The following is a 13,181-nucleotide window of genomic DNA, read 5'->3' as shown; positions in this document are numbered from 1 at the left end:
CTCACTTGTCCCCCTCGAGGATCTCGGTCGCCGGGTTGTAGTAGCCGGCCGCCTTGTGGGCCACGCCCTCGAGGCCCCTGCCCTTGTCGGCGGGGCGCTTCATCAGGCCGAACGTGCCGTCGGCGATGGCGGACAGCAGCGGCGGCTCGCCGGGCACGCTCCGGTCGGCCTTGATCTCCTCGAGCAGGTCGATCGACTCGCCGAGCACCTCGCGGGCGCGGTTGGCGATGAAGCCGTCCGGGGCCGGCCGGAAGTCCTCGTGCAGCTTGCCCGCGGCGTTCATGACGTAGCGGACGTTCTGCAGGGCCAGGTCGCGGTCGGAGATCCACGGCGTGACCACGGCCTCCGTCATCATGCCGACCAGCAGGATGCCCTGCCCGGTGAGGGCCCCGACGAGGTTGAAGAAGCCGTCGAGGAGGTAGCCCTTGAAGATGTCGCCGGTCATGTGCCGGGTCGGGGGCATCCACTTCAGCGGCGCGTCGGGGAACAGCTCGCGGGCGAGCATCGCGTGGGCCAGCTCGAGGCGGAACGAGTCGGGCACCTCGGGATCGATCTCGAACGCGTGGCCGAGCCCGAGCTGCCAGTCCTCGAGGCCGGCCTCCTTGGCGAAGTACTCGTTGAGCAGCTGGCTCGTGGTGACCGTGTGCGCCGCCTCGATCGCGTCCGCCGTGGTGAGGTAGTTGTCCTCGCCGGTGTTGATGATGATGCCGGCGCGGGCGTGGATCTGGCGGCTGAAGCGCTGGTCCACGAAGGTGCGGATCGGGTTGATGTCGCGGAAGAGGATGCCGTACATCGAGTCGTTGAGCATCATGTCGAGCCGCTCGAGACCGGCCAGCGTGGCGATCTCCGGCATGCAGAGCCCGGACGCGTAGTTGGTCAGCCGGACGTAGCGGCCGAGCTCCCTGGACGTCTCGTCGAGGGCCGCGCGCATCAGGCGGAAGTTCTCCTGGGTGGCGTAGGTGCCGGCGAAGCCCTCGCGCGTCGCGCCCTCGGGCACGAAGTCGAGGAGCGACTGCCCCGTCGACCGGATCACCGCGATGACGTCGGCGCCCTCCCGCGCGGCGGCTTGCGCCTGCGGGATGTCCTCGTGGATGTCGCCGGTGGCGACGATGAGGTAGATCCAGGGCTTGCTGGGCGCGTCGCCGACCTTGGCGACCATCTTCTCGCGTGCGGTGCGCTGGCGGTCGATCTGCTTGATGCCGGCGGCGACCGCCTTGCGCGATGCGGCAGTGGCGCGGGTGGCGTCCTTGCCCTCGGGGACGCGGAACGTCACCGACCCGGCGGCGGCCTTCTGCGCGAGGGTGAGCAGGTCGTCGCCCTCGCCCCGCAGGAGGGCGTCCCACACGGGCAGGCTCACGCCGTGCTCGAGCCCGACGTCCGCGCGTACGGCGTCGGCGAGCCGGTTGACCCACGGTGTGCCGTCGGGGTCGGCTCCCCCGAGCCCGGCCAGGCGCAGCGTGGCCCGCTCGACGCTCACGGTGGTGTGCCGCTGGGCGAGGTCGACGATGGGCTTGCCGACCTGGCGGGCCAGCGTGCGCGCGCGGCGTACGTCGGTCTTGTCGATGCCGAGCTGGCTCGACGGCTTCCTCATGGGCTTCTTCGTGGTGGCCATCAGAGCCTCCGCTCGAACAGGCTGCGCACGCCGGCGTCGGCGCGCAGCAGCTCCATGGCGTACGCCGCGTGGCCGGGCACGTAGCCGTTGCCCACGAGCATCCGGACGTCGGCCGCCAGTCCCTCCGCGCCCAAGGCGGCGGCGCTGAAGCTGGTGGCCATGGAGAAGAAGATCACGGTGCCGCCCTCGGCCGTCGCGAGGATCGCCCCGCCCTCGCAACCGGGGACGTCGACGCACACGACGGTCACGTCGGCCGGTCCGCCGGCCGCAGCGACGGCGTCACGCAGCGCGATCGGGTCGCGGGCGTCGGCGACGGCGACGGCGTCGGCCAGTCCCGCGCCGGTCAGCAGGTCGTGCTCGCCCTGGTGGGGCACCACGCCGATCGTGCGGGCCGCGCCGGCCGCGCGAGCGGCGGCCAGGCTGAGTGAGCCGGACTTCCCGGCGCCGCCGATGACGGCGACGGTGGGTGCGCTGGTGCCGTCCTGCTCGGCGCGGGCGGCGTACTCCCCCACCACGCGGGCGGTCAGGGCGGGCGCGCCGCAGACGTCCATCACGCTGAGCGAGAGCGCGGGGTCGAGGTCGTCGGGGATGACCGCCGCGATCGAGCGGCCGAACAGCACGGCGTAGCCGTCGCACGGCACCTGCTCGCTGCGACCGTCCCAGCCTGCGAGGCCGTCCTCGATCACGAGCGGGGTGAGGGTCAGGCTGACGAGCGTCGCCACGCGGTCGCCGACGGAGAGGCCGAGCGGCGAGTCGGGACCGACCTCCTCGACGGTGCCGACCAGCATGCCGCCCGAACCGGTCTCCGGGTTCTGCATCTTGCCGCGGGTCGCCACGATGTCGAGGACCGCGGCCCGGACGGCGTCCCCGTCGTGGTCGTGCGTGCGCTCGAGCTGGCGGAACGACGCCGCGTCGAGGTTGAGGCGCTCCACGCGCACCCGCACCTCGTCGGGCCAGAGCTCCGCACGCGTGTCGAGCCGCTGCGCAGCCTGGGGCAGCACCACGCCCTCGTCGAGGACGCGGTGCAGACCGGTCGGGTCGCCGGTGCGGCACTCCGTGTGGACGTCCGAGGGGGGTGTCATTCAGGTCATCCTTCTAGATTCGTGCTCAACAGCAGTAAATCTTGCGGCGTGGCATTGGACTCGCCGCACGTTCTCCACGTACTCTTCCAGATGTGGCGCCGCCCACACAACCGGCGCGCCGTCAGGTCGCCATCACGGCCCAGCACCGAGGAGAACCCATGAGCATCGAGACCGCCACGCCCCTGGAGCTGGCACTCGAGTCCGGACAGCCCTACCCCTACCAGCGCGTCGAGCTCGTCGAGCCCGACTGGACGCGCTTCCCCGGCTGGGCCGGCGTGACCGCCGAGGAGTGGGCCTCCGTGCAGTGGCAGCGCGCGCACTGCATCAAGAACGTCAAGCAGCTGCGCGAGCTCATGGGCGACCTGCTCGACGAGCGGTTCTACGCCGACCTCGAGCGCGACCAGGCCGAGCGGGCCACCATGTCGATGCTGGTGCCGCCGCAGATGATGAACACGATGGTGCCGACCGAGACGCCGGGCGGCGCCGGCTCGCTCACCGAGGCGTTCTACGCCGACCCGGTGCGCCACTACATGATCCCGGTGTTCAGCGACCGTCGCACCGACTGGCCCTCGCACCCGCACGCCGCGCGTGACTCCCTCCACGAGCACGACATGTGGGCCACCGAGGGCCTCACCCACCGCTACCCCACCAAGGTGCTCGCCGAGCTGCTGCCGACGTGCCCTCAGTACTGCGGCCACTGCACCCGCATGGACCTGGTCGGCAACTCGACGGTCGTCATCGACAAGCTCAAGTTCGCCGGCAAGCCCAACGACCGCCTCGGCGACATGCTCGACTACCTGCGTCGCACCCCGTCGGTGCGCGACGTCGTCGTCTCCGGCGGCGACGTGGCCAACATGCCGTGGCCCCGGCTCGAGGCCTTCCTGACCGAGGTCCTCGCAGTCGACAACATCCGCGACATCCGGCTCGCCACCAAGGCGCTGATCGGCCTGCCGCAGCACTGGCTGCAGCCCGACGTCGTCGAGGGCGTCAACCGCGTCGCCACGCTGGCCCGGTCCCGCGGCGTCTCGCTCGCGATGCACACCCACGCCAACCACGCGAACTCCGTCACGCCGATCGTGGCCGAGGCGACCCGGGCGATGCTCGACGCCGGCCTGCGCGACGTACGCAACCAGGGCGTGCTGCTCAACGGCGTCAACGCCGACCCACACGCGCTGCTCGACCTCTGCTTCCGTCTCCTCGACGGCGCGCAGATCATGCCCTACTACTTCTACATGTGCGACATGATCCCGTTCTCGGAGCACTGGCGGGTCTCGCTCGCCGACGCCCAGCGCCTGCAGCACCACATCATGGGCTACCTGCCGGGCTTCGCGACGCCGCGCATCGTGTGCGACGTGCCGTTCGTCGGCAAGCGCTGGGTGCACCAGAACGCCGACTACGACACCGAGCACGGCATCTCGTACTGGACCAAGAACTACCGCACGTCGATCGAGTCGACCGACGCCGAGGCGCTCTCGCGCCACTACGAGTACTACGACCCGATCCACACGCTGCCCGAGTCTGGCCAGCAGTGGTGGGAGCAGCACGGTCGCCTGGACGAGGCCTCGCTCAAGGCCGCCGAGATGGCCGAGGCCTCTCGCCGCACCGCCGCCCTCCAGGCCTACTGACCGGCCGGCCCACCTCCGGGGGGCGGTGGGCCGGCCCCCTTCCCCGGTGCCCTCTCGTCAGCGATCCCCGGCCAGCCGGTCAGCCGGGGATCCCGAACTGGGGTCAGTCGATGGGGCGGTTCTCGTATGGGGTCGAGAGCACGATGGTGGTGCGCGTCGAGACGCTGGCCGAGCCGCGGATGCGCGCCAGGAGCTCCTCGAGGGCGAGCGGCGTGGCGACGCGGATCTTGAGGATGTAGGACTCCTCGCCGGCCACCGACCAGCACGACTCGATCTCGGGGATCTCGACCAGGCGCTCGGGGTAGTCGTCGGGCTGTGAGGGATCGATCGGCGTGATGGAGATGAAGGCGGTCAGCGGCCGGCCGAGCTGGTCGTGGTCGACCGTCGCGCCGTAGCCCTTGATCAGGCCCCTCTGCTCGAGCCGCTTGACCCGCTGGTGCACCGCCGACGTGGACAGGTCGGTCGCCTTGCCGAGGTCGGTGAAGGACATGCGACCGTCGGCGGCCAGCAGGGAGAGGATCTGCCGGTCCTTGGACTCGACCTCGGAAGTGCTCACGGCGCTCACACTAGTGCGATCCGGACAGGGCCTCCACGAGACGCACGGCAGACGAACCCAGGTCCCACTTCTCGTCCAGCGCCACCACCGCGGCGTGGTCGGCCGGCGTGCGCGGCCGGGCCAGGTCGGGCTCGCCGAGGTCGAGGTCACGGCGTACGGCGACCACCCGGGGCGCGACGGCCAGGTAGTCGGCGGCCGCCTTGATCTTGCCGCGCGGACCGGGCCCCATCTCGGAGTCGGGGTCGGTGGCGGCCTCGATCACCGCCTCGATCGTGCCGAAGCGGTTGAGGAGCGTGGCCGCTGTCTTGTCACCCACGCCCGCGACGCCCGGCAGTCCGTCGGAGGCGTCACCCCGCAGCGTGGCCAGGTCGGCGTACTGGTGGGCGTCGACGCCGTACTTGCCGCGCACCCAGGCGTTGTCGACCCGCTCGTGCCTGCTCACGCCGCGGGCGACGTAGAGCACGCGGACGGCGGCGTCGTCGTCGACGAGCTGGAACAGGTCGCGGTCGCCGGTGACGATGTCGACCGGCATCCCGGCCCCGGTGGCCAGCGTGCCGATCACGTCGTCGGCCTCCATCTCGGGGTGACCGACCACCGGGATGCCGTAGGCGTCGAGGACCGCCTGGATGATCGGGATCTGCGCCTCGAGCGGGTCGGGGACCTCCTCGACGTCGGGGCGCGGCCCGGGGACCGCCCGCACCACCCGGTGCGCCTTGTAGGAGGGGATCAGGTCGACGCGCCACTGCGGTCGCCAGTCGTCGTCCCAGCAGCAGGCGAGGTGGGTCGGGTCGTACTCCCCCACCAGCCGGCTGATGAAGTCCATCAGGCCGCGCACCGCGTTGACCGGCGTGCCGTCGGGTGCCTTCAGCGAGTCGGGCACCCCGAAGAAGGCGCGGAAGTAGAGGGACGCGGTGTCGAGCAGCAGGAGGCGGTCGCCGGAGTCGGTCACGCCGGTGAGCCTGCCACAGGCCTACTCGGCGAGCACGGAGTAGGCGACGACCCCTCGCTTGAGGGCGGCCGCGGTCTTGCGGGCCGTGCTGCGCAGCGGTGCGTCGCCTGCGGCGTCGGCCACCTGCCCGCACAGGTCGAGCAGCTGCTTCATCCAGCGCACGAAGTCGCCCGCGGACAGGCCGGTGACCATCAGCACGTCGTCGAGGTCGTCGCCCTCCGCCCAGCGCCACGCCGCCCACGCGAAGCCGAGGTCGGGCTCGCGGAGGAAGTCGAGCTTGTGGTCGCGCTCGAGGGCGTCGAGCTGCCCCCACAGGCGGACGAGCTCACCCAGCGCCGGCTGGACGCGACCGCCCGGCAGCCTGGGCGACGAGGCGTCGTCGGCGCGCCTCGCCTCGAACACCAGGGCGGACAGCACGGCGGCCAGCTCGGACGGCGCCAGCTCGTCGAGGACCCCGGCGCGGATCGCCTCGGCGGCGACGAGGTCCATGTCGGTGTAGATCCGGCGCAGGTGCGAGCCGCGGTCGGTGATGCGGTCGCCGTCGAGGTAGCCCAGCGCCGTGAGCACGTCGCAGACGCGGTCGAAGGTGCGTGCCACCGTGTTGGTGCGGTTCTCCACACGGCGCTTGAGGGTCTCGGTGTCGCGCTGCAGCTTGAACCACCGCTCCGCCCACCGGGCGTGGTCCTCCCTGTCGGGGCACTGGTGGCACGGGTGCGACTTGAGGTCGGCGCGCAGCCGACCGATCTCCCGGTCGGTGGGGGTGTCGCTGAACGACTCGCCCTTCGAGGTACGCCGTGGGGCGGGGGCCTCGAAGGAGTCCGCGCGCGACCGCAGTGCGTTGGCGAGCTCGCGGCGCTGCCCGGGGTTGCGGCCGTTGAACGACTTGGGGATGCGCAACCGGCCGATCGCCTCGACCGGCACCGGGAAGTCCATCATCGCCAGCCGCCGTGCCTGTCGGTCGGCCGTGACGACGTAGGGGCGCGGCTCGTCGGCGGACTGCCCGGGGTCGATGACCACGGCGAGCCCACTGAACTTGCCGGCCGGCACGTGGATCACGTCACCGGGCCGGAGCCTGCCCAAGGAGGCGGCGGCCTCGCCCCTGCGGTCCTGGCGCCGCTCCCGGGCGGCACCCTTCTCGAGGTCGGAGATCCGCCGGCGGAGGGCGGCGTACTCCATGAAGTCGCCGACGTGGCACGTCGCCGCCTCGCGGTAGCCCTCGAGCGCCTCCTCGGCCTTGTGCACCTGCCGGGCCAGGCCGACCACGGCCTTGTCGGCCTGGAACTGCGCGAAGGACTGCTCCAGCAGCTCACGGGAGCGGGCGCGACCGAACTGGTGCACCAGGTTGACGGCCATGTTGTAGGACGGCCGGAAGGACGACCGCAGCGGATAGGTGCGCGTCGAGGCCAGGCCCGCCACCTCCCGCGGGTTCATCCCGGGCTGGTAGAGCACGACACCGTGGCCCTCGATGTCGAGGCCGCGACGACCGGCTCGGCCGGTCAGCTGGGTGTACTCCCCCGGCGTGAGGTCGGCGTGGCTCTCGCCGTTCCACTTGGACAGCTTCTCGATGACGACGGTGCGCGCGGGCATGTTGATGCCGAGCGCGAGGGTCTCGGTGGCGAAGACGACCTTCACCAGCCCCTCCTGGAACAGCTCCTCGACCACGTGCTTGAACGCCGGCAGCAGGCCGGCGTGGTGGGCGGCGACGCCTCGGGTGAGCCCGTCGAGGAACTCGTGGTAGCCCAGGACGTGCAGGTCCTCCTCGGGCAGCGTGCGGGCGGCCTCCTCGACACGGGCGAAGATCTCGTCTCGCTCCGCGGCCGTGGTGAGCCGGGTGTTGGCCTGCACCAGCTGGGTCACCGCGGCGTCGCACCCCGCGCGACTGAAGATGAACACGATCGCCGGCAGCAGTCCCTCGCGGTCGAGCCGCTCGACCACCTCGACGCGGCTCGGGATCCACACCCGGCGCCCGTTGCCGACCGCGCGGGGATTCTTCGACGACCCGGGCTTGCCCTTGCGGGGTGAGCGCCGGTCGCGCATCAGGCGGGTGCTGGCCCAGTCGTCGCGTGCGATCCGGGTGAGCTCGTCGTTGACCGGCGCACCCTCCTTGACGAACCCCGCGCTCGCGTCGACGTCGGAGGACGCGAACAGGTCGAGCAGCCGCCGCCCGACCATGACGTGCTGGAAGAGCGGGACGGGCCGCTTCTCCTCCAGGACCGTCGTGGTCTCGCCGCGGACGGTGGCCAGCCACTCGCCGAACTCCTCGGCGTTGGAGACGGTCGCGGACAGCGACACCAGCGTCACCGACTCGGGCAGGTGGATGATCACCTCCTCCCAGACCGCGCCGCGCATCCGGTCGGCGAGGTAGTGGACCTCGTCCATCACGACGTAGCCCAGGCCCAGCAGGGTCCGCGAGCTGGCGTAGAGCATGTTGCGGAGCACCTCGGTGGTCATCACGACCACCGGAGCCTCGCCGTTGACGACGTTGTCGCCCGTCAGGAGACCGACGTTGTCGGCGCCGTAGCGCTTGACCAGGTCGTTGTACTTCTGGTTCGACAACGCCTTGATCGGGGTCGTGTAGAACGCCTTGCGTCCCGTCTGGAGCGCCAGGTGGATGGCGAACTCGCCGACGATCGTCTTGCCGGAGCCGGTGGGCGCCGCGACCAGCACGCCGCGGCCGTCCTCGATCTCGCGGCACGCCCGCACCTGGAAGTCGTCGAGCTCGAAGCCGTAGAGCCCGGCGAAGTCCTTGAGCATCGGGTAGTCCTTGTCGCGCTGGAAGGCCGCGTAGCGCTCGGCGGGCGACAGGTCCCCGGACGGCACCTCGCTCATGAGATCACCTCCAACGCGCCGGCGACGCACTCGACGGTCAGCGGCAGCGGGCCGAAGCGCTCGCCGTCGGCGTACGACACGATGCCCGGGGCGGCCACGGTCACCGAGCGCACCCGCCGGTGGACGTACTCCGCCACCCCGTCGATCCTGCCGGTGAACAGGCGGGGGTAGGAGCGCACCAGCTTGGGTTTGCTCATCCGCGTGATCATCACGACGTCCAGCAGGCCGTCGTCGAGCACCGCGCCCTCGGTGATCCGCAGCCCGCCGCCGAACGACGGGCCGTTGCCCACCGCCACCAGCATCGCCTCGCGCTCGATCGTCTCCGGTCCGGAGCCGTCGTCGAGCTGGAGCACGTAGGGAATGGGACGGAAGGTCCGCAGCTCGGCCAGGGTGGCGAGGTTGTAGCGCATCTGGCCGCGGGGCCACGTCATGGCGTTGGCGCGCTCGTTGACGATCGCGTCGAAGCCCGCGGCCAGCACGGTGACGAAGTACCGGTCACCGCTGCGGGCCAGGTCGATCGTGCGCCGCCGGGAGGCGATGATCCGGTCCGCCGCGGCGACGGGGTCGGTGCGCGGCAGGTCGAGGTAGCGAGCGACGTCGTTGCCCGTGCCGGCCGGGATCAGGCCCAGAGGCACGCCGGTCCCGGCGACCGCCTGGGCCCCCAGGTGGACCAGGCCGTCGCCGCCGCACAGCACCAGCGCCTCGACCCCGTCGGCGACGCAGCCCCGGGCGAGGTCGGCCGCCTCGTCGGCGTCGCGGCCCTGGAGGTTGCGCACCACGAAGCCGCTCTCGCGCAGCCGGGCGAGCGCCAGGTCGCGGTGGCGAGCTCCCTTGCCCTTGCCCGCGGTGGGGTTGGTCAGCAGGGCGATCTCACGGCCGCGCACGGAGGCGGTCGCTGACGGGTCGTGCATGTGCGCGACCCTATCCCCCGCTTCTAGGAGCCCAGACGCAGCAGCGCCGCATAGCGTTCGGCACGGGCGCCGACCGCCCGTGCCAGCCGGGCGAGCGCCTCCAGGACGAGGTCGGGGCCGAAGCCGGTGCCCGGGACCGCGAGCACCATCCGCCCGCCCAGGTCGCCGACGACCACCTGCCCGTGGCGCCACGCCTGGTGCACGCGCAGCCGGGTCGCGTCGTCCACCACCGGCTCCGGGTAGGCCTCGTCGACCGCCAGCAGGTCGCAGACAAGGTCGGGCTCGCCGTCGCCGGTCAGCCGCCCCTTGACGAGGTGGCCGGTGCGGAGCCCGGCGTCGGAGCACCACACGACCTCGAGCGTGCCGAGCCAGTCGGGCAGGTCGAACGGATCGATGTCGGTGATCGCGGCCTGCATGGGTCCACCCTGTCAGACCCCGTCAGGCACCCGTCAGAGCGGTGAGAGCTCGTCGGGGCCGAGCCCGCGGTTGACCGAGCGACTCGCCCGGCGGCGGTCGTTGATCCGCGCGATCGCCTCGGAGGCGAAGAAGAGCAGCACCATGGGCACGGCCATGAGGGTCATCGTGAACGGGTCGGCCGACGGCGTGGCGACGGCGGCGAACACGAAGGTGCCGATGATGATCCACGGCCGGTAGGCCTTGAGCGCCGAGCCCTTGACCACGCCCGCGAAGTTGAGGAGCACCACGAAGACCGGGATGTTGAAGGCCAGCCCGAACACGAACAGGGTGCGGGTGAAGAACTGGAGGTAGTCGTTGAAGTCGATGAGGTTGGTGACGCCGTCGGGGTTGAAGCCGATCAGCACCTCCAGGGCGACCGGCAGCGTGACGTAGCCCAGCACCACGCCGGTGATGAACAACGGCCCCGCGACGGCCACGAACACCCGCGACATCTTGCGCTCCTGGGCGTAGAGCCCCGGCAGCACGAAGGCCCACACCTGGTAGAGCCAGTAGGGCGCGGTGACGATGGCCGCGGCGAAGCCGCACAGCGTCAGCCACAGCAGCAGGCCGGCGCCCGCGCCGCTCGTCGTCGCGATCGACGTGCCCTTCGTCAGGGTCTTCTGGGCGTCCTGGTAGGGGCCGTAGACGGCATCGTAGATCGCGTGGCGGAACAGGATCGCCACGACGAGCGCGACCGAGAAGACCAGGAGGCAGCGCAGCAGCCGCGCCCGGAACTCGCGGAAGTGGTCCGAGAGCGCCATCCGGCCGTCCGGGCCGACAGCATGGTGCGGCCGGCCGTTGAACAGGCCGACGAGTCCGGCGATCCTCACGCTAGTGGAGACTCCAGCGCTCAGGCGGTGGTGTCGTCGCGACGCTCACGGAGGACCTCGCCCGAGGTCTCGTCGGCCACCTCGTTGCGGGCCTGGATCTCGCGCTGCTCGGGCGTCGTCGTGGCGTCGTCCTCGTCGCGCAGACCCTTGGTCTCGGTCTTGAAGATGCGCAGCGCCTGGCCGGAGCTGCGGGCGAGGTCGGGCAGCTTGGCAGCACCGAACACCAGCACGACGATCGCGAGGATCACCAGCCACTCGAGACCCTGTGGCATGCCGATCAGGGTGTTGATCATGAGGTCACTCCGTTGTGTGTGGTGGGTCGTGCGGTGTGCGTGTCGAGTCTACGCCGTCACCCTCGTAGAGGTTGAGCGCTTCTCGTGCAACTGCTGTGAACGTGTCGGCGTAGTCGGCCGGCGCGAGGAGCGTGGCGTGCGGGGCGAGCCGGAAGAGCAGCGACTGGGCCCACTGCTCGCTGGCCACCTCGAGATCGACGTCGACGGTGCCGTGGGGACCGGGACGCTGGTCGGTGACCTGGTAGTACTCGATGACCCACCGCGCCGGCGGGGCGAGCCGGAGCGTCACCGTCGTGGTCTCCGCGTCGGTGAACCAGCCCTCGGTCAGGTCACGGGGGCGCGCGCCCTTGTCGGCCACCTCGGTCCCGAGCTCTCGGGCCGTCAGGATGCGGTCGACCCGGAACGCCCGGTCGCCCTGGGCGGTGTGGCACCAGGCGTCGAGGTAGAGCAGGTCCTCGACGCGTGCCAGGCCGCGCGGGTCGACCGTGCGGCGTGACTCCTGGTCGCGCGAGGGGACGTGGTAGGTGATCTCGACCTGGTGGCCGTGCGCGATCGCCGACTCCAGCACCGGCACCACCGCGCTGGCCTCCAGCGGGGTGGGTGAGACGTGCAGGCGCAGCAGGTCCTCGCCGTCGGCTCCGGCCGCCTCCTCGAGCTTGTGGAGGGTCCGCTCGATGATGTCGGCCGCCCCCTCGGGCGCCGAGTCGGCCATGGTGCGCAGCGCCACGACCAGCGCCGTCGCCTCCGCCGGGGAGAAGCGCACCGGGCGCGCGAGGTAGTCGGCGTTGTCGACGCGGATCATCCGGTCGCCCTCGAGCGCGTCGAGGTCGACCTCGATCAGGTCGCCGGGCAGGCCCGGGGACAGCCCGGTCATGAACAGCAGGCGCAGGTCGCGCTCGATCTGCGCCGCGTCGGTGCCGAAGTGGGCGGCCGCCTCGTCGAGCCGGACCTCGCCGCGGGCGAGGAGGTAGGGCACCAGGGCCAGGAGGCGCGCGACCTGGTCCGGGGCGGTGTCGGCGGGCTGCGTCGTCACGATGACCCCTCCACGATCGAGTGCAGGCGGGAGACGACCTCGTCGCGCAGCGCCTGCGGGGCCTGGACCACGACGTCCGCACCGTAGGTGAGCACCTCGTCGGCCAGCTCGTGGACGGGACCCTCCACCACGACCGTGTCCCAGCCGGACGCGTCCGTCGCCGGTGCCACCGACTCCGCGCGCCGTCGCAGGGCCACGCCGGTGCCCGGACGGACGCCCAGCTCGGCACGCACGGTGGGGAAGGTCGGCGACAACCGGCGCGCGACCGCACGCACGTCGGTGCCCGGCGGGACGTCGTACGCACCGGACTTGCCCGTGGCACGGACCGGCCCGACGATGCGGGACAGCCGGAAGACGCGCTCGGCGCCGCGGTCGACGTCGAAGCCGACGACGTACCAGCGACCCGAGGACCGGGCGAGCCCCCACGGCTGGACGCGACGCGTGGTGGGCTGGGTCTCGGTGGCGCGCTGGTAGGGGAAGCTCACCTGTCGGCGCTTGCCCACGGCGTCCCAGAGCGGCTCGAAGGCCGGCTCGTCGGCGCTGATGGAGGGGGCGACCACCTCGAGGCGCGAAGGATCGATCTCGACGCCCTGCCCCTTGAGCTTGGCCAGCGCACGGCCGGTCGCCTTGGCGAGCGTCGCGTGCTGCCAGACCTGTGCGGCGAGGCCGAGGACGGCTGCCTCGTCGGACTCGAAGCGGATCTCCGGGAGGGAGGTCTGCTCGGTCGGGATGCGGTAGCCGATCTCGTCGTCGAAGAAGGCGTCCGCGCTCCCGACCTCGATCACCGCGCCGATCTGGCGCAGCGCGTCCTTGTCACGCTCGAAGGCACGCTCGAACGCCTCGTCGCCCGCCCCGCCGCGCGGGTACTCGGAGTAGCAGGCGTCGCGGATCGCGTCCTTGCTGATGAAGCGCTTGGCGCCGAGCAGCAGGATGTGCAGGTTCATCAGCCGTTCTGCACGTGGCTGTGCCATCCCGCTTCCCCCCTGTCGTCCGTGCTGTCGTCCG

At 71.6% G+C, this 13,181-nt stretch carries 12 protein-coding genes; 1 reads left to right on the top strand and 11 read right to left on the bottom strand.

What is annotated here, in order from left to right; genetic code table 11:
* Position 1: 1 nt before the first annotated feature.
* Together ASC64_RS12050 and ASC64_RS12045 are read right to left on the bottom strand one after the other, a co-directional pair.
* On the bottom strand, positions 2-1,612 hold the full coding sequence (locus ASC64_RS12050; protein ID WP_235563698.1) for a lysine 5,6-aminomutase subunit alpha: 1,611 nt from the start codon (positions 1,610-1,612) through the stop codon (positions 2-4).
* A complete protein-coding gene (locus ASC64_RS12045; RefSeq protein WP_056907746.1) occupies positions 1,612-2,694 on the bottom strand; it encodes a hypothetical protein in 1,083 nt (360 codons plus the stop codon). The genes ASC64_RS12050 and ASC64_RS12045 overlap by 1 nt, the downstream gene beginning before the upstream one ends.
* Positions 2,695-2,852: 158 nt before the next feature.
* Between ASC64_RS12045 and ASC64_RS12040 the strand changes: the two genes are divergently transcribed.
* Positions 2,853-4,319 (top strand): KamA family radical SAM protein, encoded by a 1,467-nt coding sequence (locus ASC64_RS12040; RefSeq protein WP_056907745.1) that lies wholly within the window; start codon positions 2,853-2,855, stop codon positions 4,317-4,319.
* Between the two features lie 103 nt (positions 4,320-4,422).
* On the opposite strand, the gene ASC64_RS12035 is transcribed toward ASC64_RS12040, so the two are convergent.
* Genes ASC64_RS12035 through ASC64_RS11995 form a run of 9 tightly spaced genes read right to left on the bottom strand, consistent with a single transcriptional unit; the run spans position 4,423 to position 13,120 of the window.
* Positions 4,423-4,875 carry an Lrp/AsnC family transcriptional regulator gene (locus ASC64_RS12035; protein ID WP_082550444.1) on the bottom strand — a complete coding sequence of 151 codons (453 nt, stop codon included), beginning with the start codon at positions 4,873-4,875 and terminating at the stop codon, positions 4,423-4,425.
* 10 nt (positions 4,876-4,885) lie between these two features.
* Positions 4,886-5,824, bottom strand: coding sequence for a 5'-3' exonuclease (locus tag ASC64_RS12030; RefSeq protein WP_056907744.1), 939 nt, complete (start codon positions 5,822-5,824; stop codon positions 4,886-4,888).
* 21 nt (positions 5,825-5,845) lie between these two features.
* Positions 5,846-8,653 (bottom strand): DEAD/DEAH box helicase, encoded by a 2,808-nt coding sequence (locus ASC64_RS12025; protein ID WP_056907743.1) that lies wholly within the window; start codon positions 8,651-8,653, stop codon positions 5,846-5,848.
* A complete protein-coding gene (locus ASC64_RS12020; RefSeq protein ID WP_056907742.1) occupies positions 8,650-9,564 on the bottom strand; it encodes a diacylglycerol kinase family protein in 915 nt (304 codons plus the stop codon). The genes ASC64_RS12025 and ASC64_RS12020 overlap by 4 nt, the downstream gene beginning before the upstream one ends.
* A 23-nt stretch (positions 9,565-9,587) precedes the next feature.
* On the bottom strand, positions 9,588-9,980 hold the full coding sequence (locus ASC64_RS12015) for a hypothetical protein (RefSeq protein ID WP_056907741.1): 393 nt from the start codon (positions 9,978-9,980) through the stop codon (positions 9,588-9,590).
* Positions 9,981-10,013: 33 nt separating this feature from the next.
* Positions 10,014-10,850 (bottom strand): twin-arginine translocase subunit TatC, encoded by an 837-nt coding sequence (gene tatC / locus ASC64_RS12010; RefSeq protein WP_056907740.1) that lies wholly within the window; start codon positions 10,848-10,850, stop codon positions 10,014-10,016.
* Positions 10,851-10,870: 20 nt separating this feature from the next.
* Entirely contained in the window at positions 10,871-11,122 is a 252-nt protein-coding gene (gene tatA / locus ASC64_RS23090; RefSeq protein WP_082550443.1) for a twin-arginine translocase TatA/TatE family subunit, read from the bottom strand.
* Positions 11,123-11,147: 25 nt separating this feature from the next.
* Complete coding sequence (locus ASC64_RS12000) at positions 11,148-12,176, bottom strand: helix-turn-helix transcriptional regulator (RefSeq protein ID WP_056907738.1); 1,029 nt, start codon at positions 12,174-12,176, stop codon at positions 11,148-11,150.
* The gene (locus ASC64_RS11995; RefSeq protein WP_235563696.1) at positions 12,173-13,120 is read right to left on the bottom strand and encodes a helix-turn-helix transcriptional regulator; all 948 of its coding nucleotides are present in this window, start codon (positions 13,118-13,120) and stop codon (positions 12,173-12,175) included. Before ASC64_RS11995 ends, ASC64_RS12000 begins: the two co-directional genes overlap by 4 nt.
* Positions 13,121-13,181 lie beyond the last annotated feature (61 nt).

Origin of the sequence: Nocardioides sp. Root122 (genome assembly GCF_001425025.1) — a bacterium.
Lineage (GTDB): Bacteria > Actinomycetota > Actinomycetes > Propionibacteriales > Nocardioidaceae > Nocardioides.
The sequence above is the reverse complement of the archived record's forward strand: the minus strand, read 5'-3'. Positions and strand labels throughout refer to the sequence as shown.